This is a genomic window from Bosea sp. PAMC 26642, from assembly GCF_001562255.1.
In the GTDB taxonomy this organism is placed as follows: Bacteria; Pseudomonadota; Alphaproteobacteria; order Rhizobiales; family Beijerinckiaceae; genus Allobosea.
The window spans coordinates 2,583,224-2,598,486 of sequence record NZ_CP014301.1 but is presented as its reverse complement, the minus strand read 5'-3'; the positions used below and the strand labels follow the sequence as shown (position 1 = coordinate 2,598,486).

Sequence of the window (15,263 nt, the reverse complement as noted above, 5' to 3'; positions counted from 1 at the left end):
CCTTATGACCGAAGCGCGGCCTCAACGCCTGCCGAGATGGCGAAAAGCGCCCGGTCGCCGCCGGTCTCGCCAGTCAGCATCAGCCCGACCGGCGCTTCGCCTACCGCATGGCATGGCAGGCTGATCGAGCAGCGATCGAGGAAATTGCCGAGGCTCGGATTGCGCAGCAGCAGCCCGTTGAGGCGGAAATATTCGGCGTCCTGCTCCAGTTCGTCGAGACGCGGCGCGACGACGGGACAGGTCGGCATCAGCAGCGCATCATAGCCGGCTGTCGCGGCATCCATTGCCGCGATGATCTCGCGGCGTGCCTTGATGAGGTCGAGATAGTCGGCGGCTGGAACCTGCGCGCCGAGCGCGATCCGGCTGGCGACGCGCGGATCGTAGAGCTCCTGCTTCGCCGCCAGAAGTTCCCGGTGCCAGGCAAAGGCCTCGGGCGCGGCGAAGCCGCCCTTGCTCGTCGCGCGCCCGATGGCGTCGAGTGGCGCGAAATCAACATCGGTGATGATCGCTCCGAGCCGGCTCAGTCTGCCGATCGCCTTGTCGAAGGCAGCCGCGACCGTCGGATCCATACCGTCACGCACGATTTGGGCGGGGATCGCGAGACGCAGCCCGGCAACGAGGCGTGCCGCCGGAGGGGAGGGCAACTCGCCAGCCAGCACGCCATCGACGATGGCGCAGCAGGCGACGCTGGGCGCCAGCGGGCCGAGTGAATCGAGACTTCCCGACAGAGGCACGACGCCGTCGAGCGGCACGCGCCGGGCCGTGGGCTTGTAGCCGACGATGCCGCAGAGTGCGGCGGGTATGCGGCACGAGCCGCCGGTGTCGCTGCCGAGCCCGACCAGCGCCATGCCGTCCGCAACCGCCACGGCCGAACCTGAGGAGGAACCGCCGGGGATGCGTTTCGAAGCCCGGTCCCAGGGGCTGAGCGGGGTGCCGTAATGCGGGTTCGCGCCGATGCCGGAATAGGCGAATTCCGTCATGTTGGCGCGGCCGATGGGAATGAAGCCCGCTGCCAGCATCCGCGCGATCGTGGGCGCGTGGGCTTTTGCCGGCGCTGCGTCGGCCAGCGCGCGCGAGCCCGCCATCGTGCGTTCGCCGGCCACGTCGTAGAGGTCCTTCACCGCGAAGGGGATGCCGGCGAAAGGGCCGGGCGCTCGGCCGGCGCGGCGCAGCGCGTCGTGTGCGTCAGCCGAGGCACGCGCGGCGTCTGCCGAGACCGAGATGAAGGCGCGCGAGCCTTCACCGGCCGGATCGGCGATCTTGGCGAGGCAGTCTTCGACGAGGGACCGTGCTGTGAAGGTGCCGTCCGCAAGAGCTTCGGCACAGTGCTGCAGCGTGTGCATGATCGTCGTCTTCCCGGCGTGACTCGAACTCTCGGCTTATCGCCGCGTGGCCGAGAAATCCATGCACGCCGGTGCATGCGCCGAACTCGCGAAAAAGGGAGAGCGGACGATGATCCGCTCTCCCTTGCGTGTATCAGGAGCCGTCAGCCTTTGACGAAGGCGAGCAGGTCGGGATTGATCACCTCTGCATGGGTGGTCAGCATCCCATGGGGGAAGCCCGGATAGGTCTTCAGCGTGCCCTTGGCGAGCAGCTTGACCGAAAGCCGGCCGCTGTCGTCGATCGGGACGATCTGGTCGTCCTCGCCGTGGAGCACGAGGGTCGGCACGGTGATCGCCTTAAGATCTTCTGTCTGGTCGGTTTCCGAGAAGGCCTTGATGCCCTCGTAATGAGCCAGCGCGCCGCCGATCATGCCCTGGCGCCACCAATTCTGGATCACACCCTGAGAGATTTTCGCGCCCGGCCGGTTGAAGCCGTAGAAGGGACCCGACGCGACGTCGAGATAGAACTGCGCGCGATTGTCGGCGAGCGCCTTGCGGAGGCCGTCGAACACTTCGATTGGCAGACCGCCGGGGTTTTTCTCGGTCTTGAGCATCAGCGGAGGAACGGCGCTGACGAGCACGGCCTTGGCGACGCGACCCTGGGGCTGGCCGTGTTTGGCGACATAGCGCGCCACTTCGCCGCCGCCGGTCGAATGGCCGATATGGACCGCGTTGCGCAGATCGAGATGCTCGAAAACGTCCGACGCATCGGCGGCATACTGGTCCATGGTGTTGCCGGTGCTGACCTGTGTCGAGCGGCCATGGCCGCGCCGGTCATGGGCGACGACGCGGTAGCCGTTGGCGAGGAAGAACAGCATCTGCGCGTCCCAGTCGTCCGAGGACAGCGGCCAGCCATGGTGGAAAACGATCGGCTGGGCCGTCTTGGGGCCCCAGTCCTTGTAGAAGATCTCGGTGCCGTCCTTGGTCTTCACGAAACCGCTGCTCATTTTCGTCTCTCCTCTTGAAAGCTGGTGGGGTGGTTGGTTCTGGGCAAAGGCCTCTGACGGAAGCCACGTCGCGGCAGCGATGCCGGCGACTCCGGCGACGATGTCGCGCCGCGTGAGATTGGGATTGGGGTCCAGATTCGACATGGCCGACCTAGCGTGCCCTGGCGATGGCCGGCCGCTCGGCGCTGGTGCGGCTCATCGGGCCGAAGCTTCTCGTTCCGCAGTCCCGGTCAAACGTCCCGAGGCATTTCGTCGTCTTGATCGTGCTCATTCTTGTCTCCAGAGCGGGTTGACGATGAAAGCTAGGATGATGGTTCGCGATCGAACATCCTACGTTCGCTTCGGTGGCCTATACGAAGGTGTTGTGTCAGCTTGACTGCGGGGGCGCTTGCAATGCGCGGCTGTGATCGAGCGCAGCCGCAAGGTAGCGGGCGATGGCATCGCCGTCAGCGGGCTTGTCGAGATAGGCGCAGGCGCCCGCCGCCATGACGCGGCTTCGCGTTGCTTCGGTCGGGAAGGCTGTCATGAAGATCATCGGGAAGCTGCGGCCGGCTGCGATCAGTTCGGCCTGCAGCTCGTCCCCCGTCATCTGCGGCATCTGGATGTCGGATATCATGCAGTCGGGGTCGCCGATCTCCCGATCGTTCAGGAATGCGGGCGCCGAGGCATAGCTGCGGACGTCGTAGCCGAGCGAGCGCACGAGGCTGGCGAGCGAGGTGCGAACCCCGTCGTCATCGTCGATGATCGCGATCGTGGGAGAGCCGGTCATAGGCAAAATCCTTCGCGCGTTTAAGTCGCCCGAAGGGAGCGTCCGATGCGCGGCTGCGATCCTGTATGGACCCCTGCCGCGACCCTGGAAATCATACACTGGTTTGGAGGCGACACCCCTCAAGGTCGGGAAATGCCGAGCGCTTCCGCCTTGCGCACGAGATCGGCGAGCGAACGCACCCCCATCTTCCGCATGACGTTGCCGCGATGGATCTTCACCGTGATCTCGCTCAGGCCGATCATGCCGGCGACCTGCTTGTTCATCAGCCCCGACACGACATGGGCCAGGACCTCACGCTCGCGCGGCGTCAGCGTCTCATATTCGGCGCGAAGGTGATTCTTCGCGTCGGCCTGCGTCCGTCTTTGCTTGTCGCGCTCGATCGCTGCGGTCACCGCGTCGAGCATGTCCTGATCCCGGAACGGTTTGGACAGGAAATCGACGGCGCCGGCCTTCATCGCCCGCACCGTCATCGGGATATCGCCATGACCGGTCATGAAGATGATCGGCAGGTCGATGCCGTGCCTGGCGAGCTGATCGTGAAAATCCAGCCCGCTGATGCCCGGGAGGCGTACGTCGAGAATCATGCAGCCCGGCAAGTCCGGAAGCGAACCCTGAAGAAGTTCTGCCGGCGATCCGAAGAGCCGGGTCTGAATGCCGATGGACCGGAACAGGCTGTCGAGGGATTCGCGAACGGCAAGGTCGTCATCGACGACGATGACGACGGGCTGACTTGGGGGTGTGGAGGCGGCGGCCCTCGCCGATGTCTGCCTGATCATGGTGTCATGCCGTCCTGCGATACCGGGAGCGTGACCTGGAAGGTCGCGCCCTGGCCCGGCGCGCTCTCGACAGAGAGTTTGCCGCCATGAGCTTCCGTCGTCGTCCGGCAGATCGCAAGCCCCATGCCCATCCCCTGCTGCTTGGTCGTGAAGAAGGGGTCGAACAGGCGAGCCAGATCGCCTTCGGCGATGCCGGGTCCGGAATCGCGGATCGTGACCGTAAGACTGTCGGGGGTCGAGCGTGTCGCACCGATCGAAAGCAGGCGCGGCCCCGCCTGGTCGGCCATCGCCTGTCCGGCATTTACCATGAGGTTGACCAGAACCTGCTGGAGCTGAATCCGGTCGCCCATGATCGCCGGCAGTCCGGACTCGATCTCGATGCGCAGTTCGACGCGTTCGCGCGTGAGTTCGCGCTGCACGAGCTGGCTCGCCTCCTCGATGATCGCGGCTATGCCGAGCTCGCTTTGCTGTGCCGGTGCCTTCTTGAGGAAAGCGCGAATGCGCTTGACGATCTCGCTGGCCCTGCGTCCTTCCGAGACGATGCGTCCGATTGCCGTTTCGACCTCGTGCAGATCGGGCGTTTCGCGGCGCAGCCAACGCATCCCGGCCTCGCCGCTGGTCACGACCGCCATCAGCGGCTGGTTGACCTCATGGGCGATAGAGGCCGTGAGTTCGCCCAGCGTCGCGACGCGGGCGGCATGGGCGAGCTCGGCCTGCGCTGCGAGTACGGCATCCTGGGCCTGCTTGCGCTCGGTGTTGTCGATGACGAAAACGAGGACGTTGCCGTCGCCGTCATCGACGCCGGGAAAGGTGATCGCAAAGAGCACCGGGACGCGGCGCCCGTCGATCCCGACAAGTTCGGTCTCGCCCTCGTGGAAGGCATCGCCTCGGGCGAATGCCGCCAGCGCTGCGGCGAAAGTCCTGTCGGTTTCACACAGGATATTGTCGACCGATTCAAGAAAGCGGGATGAACTGTCTGCCGCAACCATCGAAAGAAATGCGGGGTTCACATCGACGATCTTCGTCAGCTTGCGGGCACGTTCGATAAAGTCCGGATGGCTGGCGAGATGCGCTCCGAGCGCCGTCGCGTTCGCAAGGCCAAGGGCGTTCAGTTCGGCCCTGATGTCGCTCCAGTCCTCCTGGACGACGCCGATCCGGCTGGCGTCGAACATGCGGCGGTAGCGCCGCTCGCTCTGGACGAGGGCGGCATGGGCTGCCTGGCGACTGGTGACATCGGTGTGCGTTTCGAGCACGCCCATGGGCCGGCCGAGCTGGTCGCGCTGCACGGCCCAGCGGCTCTCGACGATCAGGGTGCTGCCGGTCCTGGTCCGCTGTTCGAGGGTGCCGTCCCAGCGCCCCGTCCCGAGCAGGGCTGCCTCGATCGTCTCGCGTCGCTCGGCATAGCGTGTCTCGAGCAGTTCATCCGCCACCCGGCCGACCGCCTCGCGAGACCGCCAGCCATAGACCTCCTCGGCCGTGCTGTTCCAGAACGTGATCACGCCGAAACTGTCTCTCACGAAGATCATGTCATGCGAGAGGTTCAGCAGCCTGGCCTGAGCGGAGAGCATATCCGTCGCGCGCTGGTTCTGGAGCGCGAGAGCAGCGGTGATGCCGATCGCCGACAGACTGACGAGCGCTCGCAAGGTCGGCGAGCCGGCATGGGTCAGTCCGTGGCTGTCGACATAGGCCGCGACGGTGAGCAGGATGCTACCGGCGGCGGCTACGACAATGTCGCCACGCCGCGATGTCCGCGCGGCGAGCAGGACAACGACGACATAGAGAACGGCCACCGCGCCTTCGAGCGGGGTCAGCGTATCGATCAGGAAGATCCCGAGCGCGAGCAGCGCGGCTGCGACGCGTAATGCGGTACGCGTCATGCGCGATCCCGATGTCGAGCCCACCTTTCCGGCCTTGCGTGGCGAAGGCGGACGCGGCGGTCGCGGATCGACGAGCGCAAGAGACGACATAAACAGAATCTGCCTTGGAGCGTGGGAGCTTCCCAAGCTGGAACGTAGGTCATCGTGCCCGCCCGCGCTTGAACATTTTCGTCATCCTTGGCCGGAATTCGTCAGCCGGGACGTTCTGACCGACCCGGGCGGCCGGGAACATCATACAGGGGTTTAGACTGCATGGCGGCACTGCCGGCCGGGATTGCGACATGCGCCTCGGCGACGGCCTTACGGGCGCCGGGACTAAACCGACGTATGAGGCAACGAAACGATCGGCCGATACAGGCGAGCCACGCACCCCCTTATTCTCCACTCCATCGGGCCATCAGGCCCGGTCCTCCGGAGAGCCTCTTCCCGGTGGTCCGCAACCGTCGCGGCAGCCTCCACCATGGCCCGCCGGGTTCAGGAGATCCCTCATGACCGATCTTTCCCTTCAGCTTCGTAGAACCGCTGCCCTGCGCACGCCGACCGATCTCGGTGCGCAGGCAACGACGGACATCGCCGCTTCGCTGACCGGCCTGCTCGCCGACATGTTCGCGCTTTATCTCAAGACCAAGAACTTCCACTGGCATCTCTCGGGGCCGCATTTCCGTGACTACCACCTGATGCTCGACGAACAGGGCGACCAGATCTTCTCGACGACGGACGCCATCGCCGAACGGGCCCGCAAGGTCGGCGGCACCACCCTGCGCTCGATCGGCCAAATCAACCGCATCCAGCGCCTGCTCGACAACGATGCCGATTATGTCACGCCGCAGGACATGCTGGCCGAGCTCGCCGACGACAATCGTCGGCTGACCGGCTTCCTGCGTGCGACCCATGGCGTCTGCGAGAGCCACAACGACGTCGCCTCGACAAGCCTGATCGAAGTCTGGATCGACGAGGCCGAGCGTCGCAGCTGGTTCCTCTACGAGATCACACGCCCGGCGCGCTGAGCTCGGCCGTCCCATCTCGCAATTCCATTCGATCGCTCGAGAAGGCTTGCCATGTCCCAGTCGTACCCCGCAACGGCGCTGCCCCCCGGAAGCGCCGCCCCGGCCTTCAATCTGCCGGTGACGCCGGACCAGAAGGTCTCGCTCGACGATCTGCGCGGCAAGCCGGCGATCCTCGCCTTCTACCCGGCCGACTGGAGTCCGGTCTGCGGCGACCAGATGGCGCTCTACAACGAGATTCTTCCCGAATTTCACCGTTTAGGGGCCCAGCTCGTCGGCATTTCGGTCGATGGCGTCTGGTGCCATGCGGCCTTCGCCGAACAGCGCAAGCTGCATTTCCCCCTGCTTGCCGATTTCGAACCCAAGGGCGCGGTGGCGCGAAGCTACGGCGTCTACCGGGACGGGGAGGGGACGACCGAGCGGGCGCTGTTCGTCCTCGACGCCAAGGGCGTCATCGCCTGGAGTTTCGTCTCGCCCCTCGGCATCAATCCCGGCGCCGACGGCATTCTCGATGCGCTGGACAAGCTCGCCTCACCATCACTTTCCCAGGGAGTTCAATCATGAGCCGCCTCTCCATTCCCGTCGGCCCGCAGGATCACGCGCAGGGCCCGGCCGATGCTCCCGTGACTCTTGTCGAGTACGGCGACTACGAATGCCCCTTTTGCGGAGAGGCCTACCCGGTCATGAAAGCCGTCCAGCAGGCCATGGGCCAGGAGATGCGTTTCGTTTTCCGCAATTTCCCCATCGCCGAACTGCATCCTCATGCCGTTCGCGCCGCCGAGTTCGCCGAGGCGGCGGCGGGGATCGGCAAGTTCTGGGAAGCTCACGACATGCTGTACGAGAACCAGACCGCCCTGAGCGACGACGACCTCCTCGCTTACGGAGTCCGGCTCGGCCTCGATGCCGCCGCGGTCGCGGAAGGGTTCGACGGCCGCTTCGACCAGAAGATCAAAGGCGATTTCATGGGCGGCGTCCGAAGCGGCGTGAATGGAACGCCGACACTCTTCATCAACGGCTTGCGCTACGACGGCGATCGCGATGTCGAGAGCCTGGTGGAAGCCCTGGGCCAGGCCGTGCACGCCGGCGAGCGGCCAGCAACGTCCCGCCGATAAAAGCCGAACCGGTCGCAACGCGAGCGTGGCGGGGCTGGCGGCGAAGGATCTTGCGCCGCCGGCCTTGCCTTTATGCGTTTTCCGGGCGGGCAGCCGACATAACTGCCGGCAGGGGTGTGTGCTCGGTCTATCGCTGCAGCCTCATGCCGCCGGGGCCCTGCCTGTCCGGGACGACCGCGTCGGCGGATTGAGATAGAGGAAGTGCCGCACGACCGGGCCGTTCTCTCCGGCATGGAAGCGCGCGAGCCGCTTCTGCAGGTCGGCGTCCGCCCTGGAGACGCGTTTGTGCTGGCGCAAATGCTCGGCCCAGGAGGAGACTATGAACCATTCCACCAGCTTCTCGGGGTCGGCGGTGTCCTCCGTGACGCCCCAGTCATAGGCGCCGTCGCGACGGCGTTCGACCGATAGTTCGTGGATCGCCTTGACGAAGTCGTCGCGGTCGGCGGCGGGCACATGATATTCGATCAGGATCAGGACGGGCCCCCGGTCGTGTTCGACGGCGGCGGCGACGAGCGGCTCGGGCCAATGGTTCGATGGCGCCAGATCGGCTTCGCCGGTGGGAAGCTTGACGCGGTGCATGACGAAGGCAGCGACCAGAAGCGCCGCTGCACCGATAAAAAGGGTTCCGCTGATGCCTGCGGCTTCGGCCACGGCGCCCCAGCCGAGGCTGCCGGCCGTCATCGCGCCGTTGAAGACGGTCAGGTAGACGGCAAGAGCGCGGCCGCGCACCCAGTTGGGCAGGATTGCCTGAGCCACGCCGTTCAGCGTCGTCAGCGCGATGATCCAGGCCGCCCCGAGCAGCAGTAGGATCATGACCGCCAGCCATTGCGGCGGCCCGAAGGCGAGGGCGGTCATCACCGCCGCGGTCACGATGCCCGACAGCAGCAGCAGGCCATCGGCGTCGAGCCGGGCGCGCAGGCGTGGCAGCTGCAGCGCGCCGATGATGGCACCCGCTCCGACCGCTCCGAGCAGCACGCCATAGAATCCGGCACCGCCACCAAGCAGGTTGCGCGCGACCAGCGGCAGCAACGCCCAGACCGCACTGGCGCAGGTGAAGAAGATCGCGGCGCGTAACAACACGACATGGAGTTCGCGGCTCGCCTTCGCATAGCGCAGGCCGGCGACGAAGGCCCCGGTGAAACGCTCTGTCAGTGCATCGTCGGCATTGGGCGCGCGCTTCCACCAGATCAGCGCGCCGATGACGACGACATAGCTCAGGACGTCGGCGCCATAGGTGAAGCCGGCGCCGAGCCCCGCAAGGATCAGCCCGCCGAGTGCAGGGCCGATGGCGCGGGAGATGTTGATGCCGAGCGAGTTGAGCGCGACCGCGCTCTTCAGATTGGGCTTCTCGACCAGTTCGGGAACGATCGCCTGCCAGGTCGGTGCCATCAGCGCGGCGCCAATGCCGCCAAGGAAGGTCAGGCCCACCAGCGAACTGACGCTCAGGAGCCCGGCGGTGGACAACAGCATCAGCGAGAGGCTGACGCAGCCCAGCAAAATCTGGATCGCGATGAGGAATTTGCGGCGGTCGAGAATATCGGAGAGAACGCCAGCGGGAATCGCGAGCAGGAAGATCGGCAGCGTCGCCGCCGCCTGGACAAGGGCCACGGCGGCCGGTGCGCCCGAGAGGTCCGTCACCAGCCAGGCGCTGGCGACGTCGCGCATGAAGCTGCCGACATTGCCGATGATCGTCGCAGCCCACAGCACGGCGAAAACGCGCCGACGCAGCGGCGCAAAGCTGGAGGCGGGCGCCGGCTTGGTCTCTGGCGCGTTCATGGGCTGGCCTCGTCACGCAGATCGTGCCAGGCGACAAGCAGGAAGCTGCCGATCAGCCCGAGATGCTCGAAGAAGGCGTTTGTCGCCATCATCCGCTCTTGGCCGATCGGCATCTCCCAGAAGCGCAACGCCACGAAGGTCGCCATCAGCGTAAAGCCTGCCAGGCCAAGCGCCGCGAGCCAGCGCAGGATGCCGGCAAGGATCAGGGCCGAGGCCGCGAGCTCGAAGGCGATCACGGCGACTGCGAAGACGGGCGCGGGCGAGAGGCCGAAATGGGTCATCTCGGCGATCGCGCCGTTGAAATCGAGGATCTTCGTAACCGGACCCTGGATATAGGCAGCGCAGAGAAGGAGCAGCGCGAGCCAGCGGACCGACGGCGTCGTGAGCGCGGCGGCGGATTGTCTGAACGCTGTCACCTTCAGACCGCCCAGCAGGCGCAGCCGAGCGCGCCCCAGAAGCTCTTGAGATCGGCGATGGGCAGCTTTCTGGCCCAGGCGCCGGCATGGTCGTGGCCATGCACGCCGCAGTCGGTGGCACAGCCGCAGGAGTTCATCGCGGTGCGGCGCAGGGAGTTCTTGCCGGCACCGTCCGGCTCACCCCAGGCGCCGTAGCCCTTGAAGGTCCGGACCGGCGACCAGTCTGGCATGGCGGGCGGCGGGGCGCTCTCGTCGAGCTTGGCGAAGTCGCCCGCGCCGTAGACGACCTTGCCGCCGACGACGGTCAAAAGGGCCGAGATGTAGGAGATCTCATCATCCGGGCAGGAGAAGAAGTCGCGGTCGGGCACGATCAGATCGGCGAGCTGGCCGACCGCGACGCGGCCCTTCTTGCCCTCTTCGTTGGAGAACCAGGTGACGTTCTCGGTCCACATCCTGAGCGCCGTCTCGCGGTCGAGGCAGTTACGTTCCGGCGTGAGGCGCAGGCCCCCCACGGTGCGCCCGGTGATCAGCCAGGACAGCGAGACCCACGGGTTGTAGGAAGCGACGCGGGTGGCGTCCGTGCCGGCCGACGTTTTGATGCCCTTCTCCAGCATGCGGGCGACCGGCGGGGTCGCCTCGGCGGCTCCCAGCCCGTAGCGCTCGACGAAGTATTCGCCTTGGAAGGCCATGCGATGCTGCACGGCGACGCCGCCACCCAGCGCCGCGATCCGGTCGATCGAGCGCTCCGAGATCGTCTCGGCATGGTCGAAGAACCAGTTTAGGCCCTTGAGGGATACGTCCTGGTCGACCTTCTCGAACACGTCGAGGGCGCGCGAGATCGTCTCGTCATAGGTGGCGTGCATGCGCCAGGGCCAGCGGTTCTCGGCCAGGATGCGCACCACGCCTTCGAGATCGTCCTCCATCTCGGCGGGCATATCGGGGCGTGGCTCTCGGAAATCCTCGAAATCGGCGGCGGAGAAGACCAGCATTTCGCCGGCGCCGTTATGGCGGAAATAGTCGTCGCCTTGCTTGTACTTGGAGGTCTTCGTCCAGTTGAGGAAGTCGTCCTTCTCGTGCTTCGGCTTCTGCGTGAACAGGTTGTAGGCGAGGCGGACGGTAAGGTGGTTCTCGTCGGCGAGCTTCTGGATGACGGCGTAGTCGTCGGGGTAGTTCTGGAAGCCGCCGCCGGCATCGATCGCGCCGGTAACGCCAAGCCGGTTCAACTCACGCATAAAATGGCGCGTCGAGTTGACCTGATAGTCGAAGGGCAGCTTCGGTCCCTTGGCGAGCGTGGCATAGAGGATGCCGGCATTGGGCTTTGCGAGCAAAAGCCCGGTCGGGTTGCCGTTGGCGTCGTGCGTGATCTCGCCGCCCGGCGGGTTCGGCGTATCCCTGGTGTAGCCCACGGCCCGAAGCGCAGCGCCGTTCAGCAAGGCGCGATCATAGAGATGCAGCAGGAAGACCGGCGTGTCAGGCGCCACCGCGTTGATCTCGTCGATCGTCGGCAGGCGCTTTTCGGCGAACTGATGCTCGGTGAAGCCGCCGACGACGCGCACCCATTGCGGCGGCGGCGTCACCGCGACCTGGCGCTTGAGCATGTTCATCGCATCAGCCAGCGAGCGCACGCCGTCCCAGCGCAGCTCCATGTTGAAGTTCAGCCCGCCGCGGATGATGTGGAGATGGTTGTCGATCAGGCCGGGCAGCGCGCGCTTGCCCTTCAGGTCGATGATTTTCGTCTCCGGGCCGGCATGTGCCATGACCTCGGCCTGGCCGCCGACGGCGATGAACCGGCCGTCCTTGATCGCGACCGCGCTTGCCGTCGGGTTCGAGCGATCGAGCGTGGTGATCAGTCCGCTGTGGAAGATGAGATCGGCGGTCATGATGTCGGTAGTCATGGGCTTGTCTCCAGTCGTCGAAGCGGGCCCCGCGGTGGGGGCAGAGGAGGTAGGGCCAGACAAAGCGAGGTCGCCGAGAACTGCGCGGCGTGTGGGCATCAGCCGCGCTCCTCGGAGCGGGTGTCATCGCGATCTGGCTTCGCGCCCTTCGGCAAATCGCCGAACATGTGCGGCTTGACCTGATGCAGCCAGGACTGCGCCGGCGGCTCCTTGCCCCAGAGGCTTTTCACCAATGGCGGCAACTGCTCGCCCAACAGGATGCCGAGCAGGCCGACCAGCGCCACGACCGGCGGCGCTGGCGAGCGCACATTGATCAGGGCGTAGATGACGCCGACCAGAAGGCCGGCGCCGAGGGAGAGCATGTACATCTTCAACGTGATCTCCCTGGTCGCCGCCGCGAAGGGCAGTCAGGCCTCATGCGCGTTGAACATCGACTTTGCGTAGATGATGCCGAGGCCGTAGGCGCCGCCGACCTTCTTGGCGATGCCGGTGGTCATCTCATAGGTCTCGGTGCGGGCCCAGTCGCGCTGCAGTTCGAGCAGGTATTGCAGTGCCGTCATCGGCCGTGCGCCGGCCTGGATCATGCGGTCGATCGCGCATGTGTGCGCCTCGTCCGAAATGTCTCCGCAAGCGTCGGCAATGAAGTAGACCTCATAGCCCTGCGCCAGCGCCGACAATGCCGGCCCGACGATGCAGACGCTCGTCCACAGGCCGGCGAGCACGATGCGATCCTTGCCGATCTCGTTGACGCGGGCGATGACGTTGGCGTCTTCCCAGGTGTTCATCGAGGTGCGGTCGATCAGCTTCTGGCCGGGGAAGGCGCTGGTGATCTCCTCGTACATCGGACCGGAGAAGCTCTTCTCGGCGACGGTCGTCAGGATGGTCGAGACGCCGAAACCGGTTGCCGCCTGCGAGACCAGCGCGGCGTTGTTGCGCAGCAGCGTCGCATCGATCGACTTCGTCGCGAAGGACATCTGCGACTGGAAGTCGATCATGATCAGCGTGTGATCCTTGGGGCTGACCAGCGTCGGGCCGGGGGTGGGTGTCGCCTTGATTGCCATGGTAAGTCCTGCCTTGCCGAAGATGGATTTCGCGCCGGCAAGGTGCTGTCTGCCAGCCCGCCCGTCTTGTCTGATCGAACGATCTTTTGACGATTGGCGCGATGGCGTCGGTCGACAGCGTTGCCAGCTGCTGCGGTCACGGTCGCGCGCAGGTCCAAATTCCCGCGACTTTATCCAAGACAGGCAAGGCGATCCGGTAGTCCGCTGCGATCGGCAGGGGAGATCGCTATGTTACGAGTTGATGTTGCAGAAGCGGCCCTGCGTAACCCATCGCGTTTCGGTTGAGGCGCATATCGGCAATGCCTGGACGAGGCCTCCACCACATAACGGCCGTCTCCGCGAACATGTCGCGCAACATGGCCTTCTACACCGGCGTTCTGGGGCTGCGACTGGTAAAGCGGACCGTGGCGCACGAGGACCCCGGCGCGCATCACCTCTTCTACGGAGGGCGGACCGGCGCTCCGGGCACGTTGCTGTCGTTCTTCTCATGGTCCGGCGCGACGGCTGGCCTGCGCGGGGCAGGCGAGGCCGAGCAGATCGACTTCAGCGTCGGGCCTGATAGCCTGTCCTGGTGGGAGGCGCGGCTGGCTGCAGCGTCGATCGGCTCCAGGCGGGAGCGCTCCTCTTTCGGAGAGGACAGCCTCGTCCTGGCGGACCCGGACGGGACGCCGCTCGCGCTCGTTGCTTCCTCCGTCCCGGATGACATGCGGTGGGAGCATCCCGAGATCCCGGCGGAGTGCCGTATCCATGGCGTCGGAGGGCTGATCCTGAATGTGCGGAGCATGCCCGAAATGGCCGCGATCCTGGTCGATGTGCTCGGCTTTTCCGAACTGGCGCGCGCGGGCGGGCAGGTCGCGCTTGCGGCGCATCCAAACTCCGGCGGCCGGATCTGTCTCCGTGAGGCCGGCGTGAAGACACGGGGCCGGGCAGGGGCTGGAACCGTTCACCACGTCGCCTTCCGAGCCCGCGATGCGTTCGATCAAGCGAGAATGGCCGAACGGCTCCGCTCGCATTTCGGTATAGCGGTCAACCCCGGCAAGGACCGATCCTACTACCAGTCGATCCATTTTCGGGGTCCGGACGGCACCCTCATCGAGATCGCCACGGACGGACCCGGCTTCCTCATCGACGAGGACCTTGATGTGCTGGGCGAGCGCTTGGTCCTGCCCGCCTTCCTGGAGCCCCGCAGAGGCGAGCTGGAGGACCTTCTGCCGCCGTTGCAGGGCGCGCCCGGAGACGAGGAGGGCGAAGATCCTTGAGCAGGGCTAGGCGGGTCCGCTCGCTCTTAATGCGGCGGGCAACCGCTCGGCCATGAAATCGAGGAAGGCCGAGAGTTTTTGCGACGGTCCACGGCCAGATGGCCAGACGGCCGAGACGCCGCGTTCATTGCGTGTCTCTTCGGCCAGGATCTGCCGGAGCGTCCCTGATATCAGGTGCTCATGCGCCCAGAAGCCGGGTACGCAGGCGATGCCATGTCCGTGCAGCGCCGCGGCGATCAGCATGGCATTGTGATCGACCACGAGCGTGTCGGTCAGTCTTGCGCTGCGCTCGGCGGCGTCCGGACCCAGAGGCCAGTCATAGAGCCGGCATGTCGAAGCGTTGCGGCTGCGCAGACAGGCATGGCTCTCGAGAGCATCGAGAGTGTCCGGCGTATCGCGGCGAAGGAGGTAATCCGGCGACGCGGCAAGGACGAGGCGGAACGTCCCGAGGCGCCTTGCCCGCAGGCGGGAATCCTGAAGCTCGCCGATCCTGAGAACGACGTCGAAGCCTTCCTCGACGAGATCGACCACCCGGTTGGTATAGCTGAGTTCGAGCGAGACCAGCGGGAAAGCCTGGATGAAATCGAGAAGGACGCGGTTCCACTGCTCGCTGACCAGCGGCAGGCTGACCCGCAATTTGCCCTGCGGGGCTTGCGTCGATCGGGAGAGGTCGGCCTCCGCTTCTGCCACCTCGCTCACTGCCGTGCGGCACCGTTCGAGGAAGCGAAGGCCCTCGGCGGTCACGCTGATGTTGCGATTGTCACGGTGGAAAAGCCGCACGCCGAGACGCTCTTCCAGCCGGAGGACGGCCTTTCCGACCGCCGAGGGGGACAGTCCCAGCACGCGAGCGGCTGCACCGTAGCTGCCCGAGTCCGCGACCTGAACGAAGACAGTGATGCCCGAGAACAGATCCATGCGGAATTTCCTTCCGTGTCATGCGGCATGGCCGGGCGTTTCGTGCCGCTCTTCAGTCCGCTAGACTAAAGTCT

At 65.7% G+C, this 15,263-nt stretch carries 15 protein-coding genes; 4 read left to right on the top strand and 11 right to left on the bottom strand.

The window, feature by feature from the left end; all coding sequences use genetic code 11:
* Positions 1-2 precede the first annotated feature (2 nt).
* The 5 genes from AXW83_RS12550 to AXW83_RS12530 all read right to left on the bottom strand — a co-directional run bounded on the left by AXW83_RS12550 (position 3) and on the right by AXW83_RS12530 (position 5,751).
* Positions 3-1,343 (bottom strand): amidase, encoded by a 1,341-nt coding sequence (locus tag AXW83_RS12550; RefSeq protein ID WP_066613972.1) that lies wholly within the window; start codon positions 1,341-1,343, stop codon positions 3-5.
* Between the two features lie 143 nt (positions 1,344-1,486).
* Positions 1,487-2,329: an alpha/beta fold hydrolase gene (locus AXW83_RS12545; protein ID WP_066620414.1), complete on the bottom strand. Its 843-nt coding sequence runs from the start codon at positions 2,327-2,329 to the stop codon at positions 1,487-1,489.
* Between the two features lie 367 nt (positions 2,330-2,696).
* A complete protein-coding gene (locus tag AXW83_RS12540) occupies positions 2,697-3,098 on the bottom strand; it encodes a response regulator transcription factor (protein WP_066613965.1) in 402 nt (133 codons plus the stop codon).
* A 119-nt stretch (positions 3,099-3,217) separates the two neighbouring features.
* A complete protein-coding gene (locus AXW83_RS12535) occupies positions 3,218-3,874 on the bottom strand; it encodes a response regulator transcription factor (protein ID WP_066613963.1) in 657 nt (218 codons plus the stop codon).
* On the bottom strand, positions 3,871-5,751 hold the full coding sequence (locus AXW83_RS12530) for a sensor histidine kinase (RefSeq protein WP_066613961.1): 1,881 nt from the start codon (positions 5,749-5,751) through the stop codon (positions 3,871-3,873). Before AXW83_RS12530 ends, AXW83_RS12535 begins: the two co-directional genes overlap by 4 nt.
* Before the next feature lie 488 nt (positions 5,752-6,239).
* Between AXW83_RS12530 and AXW83_RS12525 the strand changes: the two genes are divergently transcribed.
* Genes AXW83_RS12525 through AXW83_RS12515 form a run of 3 tightly spaced genes read left to right on the top strand, consistent with a single transcriptional unit; the run spans position 6,240 to position 7,867 of the window.
* On the top strand, positions 6,240-6,758 hold the full coding sequence (locus AXW83_RS12525; RefSeq protein WP_066613959.1) for a Dps family protein: 519 nt from the start codon (positions 6,240-6,242) through the stop codon (positions 6,756-6,758).
* A 51-nt stretch (positions 6,759-6,809) separates the two neighbouring features.
* Positions 6,810-7,319 (top strand): redoxin domain-containing protein, encoded by a 510-nt coding sequence (locus AXW83_RS12520; protein ID WP_066613957.1) that lies wholly within the window; start codon positions 6,810-6,812, stop codon positions 7,317-7,319.
* A complete protein-coding gene (locus AXW83_RS12515; RefSeq protein WP_066613956.1) occupies positions 7,316-7,867 on the top strand; it encodes a DsbA family protein in 552 nt (183 codons plus the stop codon). The genes AXW83_RS12520 and AXW83_RS12515 overlap by 4 nt, the downstream gene beginning before the upstream one ends.
* Before the next feature lie 141 nt (positions 7,868-8,008).
* Here the strand turns inward: AXW83_RS12515 and AXW83_RS12510 are convergent, their stop codons facing one another.
* From AXW83_RS12510 to AXW83_RS12490, 5 genes are read right to left on the bottom strand one after another with little or no spacing between them, the layout of a single operon-like run.
* The gene (locus tag AXW83_RS12510; protein ID WP_066613955.1) at positions 8,009-9,643 is read right to left on the bottom strand and encodes an MFS transporter; all 1,635 of its coding nucleotides are present in this window, start codon (positions 9,641-9,643) and stop codon (positions 8,009-8,011) included.
* Positions 9,640-10,059, bottom strand: coding sequence for a DoxX family protein (locus AXW83_RS12505; protein ID WP_066613954.1), 420 nt, complete (start codon positions 10,057-10,059; stop codon positions 9,640-9,642). The genes AXW83_RS12510 and AXW83_RS12505 overlap by 4 nt, the downstream gene beginning before the upstream one ends.
* A 2-nt stretch (positions 10,060-10,061) precedes the next feature.
* Complete coding sequence (locus AXW83_RS12500) at positions 10,062-12,053, bottom strand: amidohydrolase (RefSeq protein ID WP_156639995.1); 1,992 nt, start codon at positions 12,051-12,053, stop codon at positions 10,062-10,064.
* Entirely contained in the window at positions 12,053-12,328 is a 276-nt protein-coding gene (locus AXW83_RS12495; protein ID WP_066613952.1) for a DUF1427 family protein, read from the bottom strand. The genes AXW83_RS12500 and AXW83_RS12495 overlap by 1 nt, the downstream gene beginning before the upstream one ends.
* A gap of 33 nt (positions 12,329-12,361) precedes the next feature.
* Positions 12,362-13,009 (bottom strand): hydrolase, encoded by a 648-nt coding sequence (locus AXW83_RS12490; protein WP_210179702.1) that lies wholly within the window; start codon positions 13,007-13,009, stop codon positions 12,362-12,364.
* A 350-nt stretch (positions 13,010-13,359) separates the two neighbouring features.
* On the opposite strand from AXW83_RS12490, the gene AXW83_RS12485 reads away from it, so the two are divergent.
* Positions 13,360-14,274 carry a VOC family protein gene (locus AXW83_RS12485; protein WP_066613950.1) on the top strand — a complete coding sequence of 305 codons (915 nt, stop codon included), beginning with the start codon at positions 13,360-13,362 and terminating at the stop codon, positions 14,272-14,274.
* A gap of 6 nt (positions 14,275-14,280) precedes the next feature.
* Here the strand turns inward: AXW83_RS12485 and AXW83_RS12480 are convergent, their stop codons facing one another.
* A complete protein-coding gene (locus tag AXW83_RS12480; protein ID WP_066613949.1) occupies positions 14,281-15,189 on the bottom strand; it encodes a LysR family transcriptional regulator in 909 nt (302 codons plus the stop codon).
* Between the last annotated feature and the right edge of the window lie 74 nt (positions 15,190-15,263).

Coding starts and splice junctions, on each gene's coding strand:
- AXW83_RS12510 (WP_066613955.1), bottom strand. CDS start 9,643: ATGAACGCGCCAGAGACCAAGCCGGCGCCCGCCTCCAGCTTTGCGCCG.
- AXW83_RS12530 (WP_066613961.1), bottom strand. CDS start 5,751: ATGACGCGTACCGCATTACGCGTCGCAGCCGCGCTGCTCGCGCTCGGG.
- AXW83_RS12500 (WP_156639995.1), bottom strand. CDS start 12,053: ATGCCCACACGCCGCGCAGTTCTCGGCGACCTCGCTTTGTCTGGCCCT.
- AXW83_RS12535 (WP_066613963.1), bottom strand. CDS start 3,874: ATGATCAGGCAGACATCGGCGAGGGCCGCCGCCTCCACACCCCCAAGT.
- AXW83_RS12540 (WP_066613965.1), bottom strand. CDS start 3,098: ATGACCGGCTCTCCCACGATCGCGATCATCGACGATGACGACGGGGTT.
- AXW83_RS12480 (WP_066613949.1), bottom strand. CDS start 15,189: ATGGATCTGTTCTCGGGCATCACTGTCTTCGTTCAGGTCGCGGACTCG.
- AXW83_RS12525 (WP_066613959.1), top strand. CDS start 6,240: ATGACCGATCTTTCCCTTCAGCTTCGTAGAACCGCTGCCCTGCGCACG.
- AXW83_RS12545 (WP_066620414.1), bottom strand. CDS start 2,329: ATGAGCAGCGGTTTCGTGAAGACCAAGGACGGCACCGAGATCTTCTAC.
- AXW83_RS12520 (WP_066613957.1), top strand. CDS start 6,810: ATGTCCCAGTCGTACCCCGCAACGGCGCTGCCCCCCGGAAGCGCCGCC.
- AXW83_RS12550 (WP_066613972.1), bottom strand. CDS start 1,343: ATGCACACGCTGCAGCACTGTGCCGAAGCTCTTGCGGACGGCACCTTC.
- AXW83_RS12485 (WP_066613950.1), top strand. CDS start 13,360: ATGTCGCGCAACATGGCCTTCTACACCGGCGTTCTGGGGCTGCGACTG.
- AXW83_RS12515 (WP_066613956.1), top strand. CDS start 7,316: ATGAGCCGCCTCTCCATTCCCGTCGGCCCGCAGGATCACGCGCAGGGC.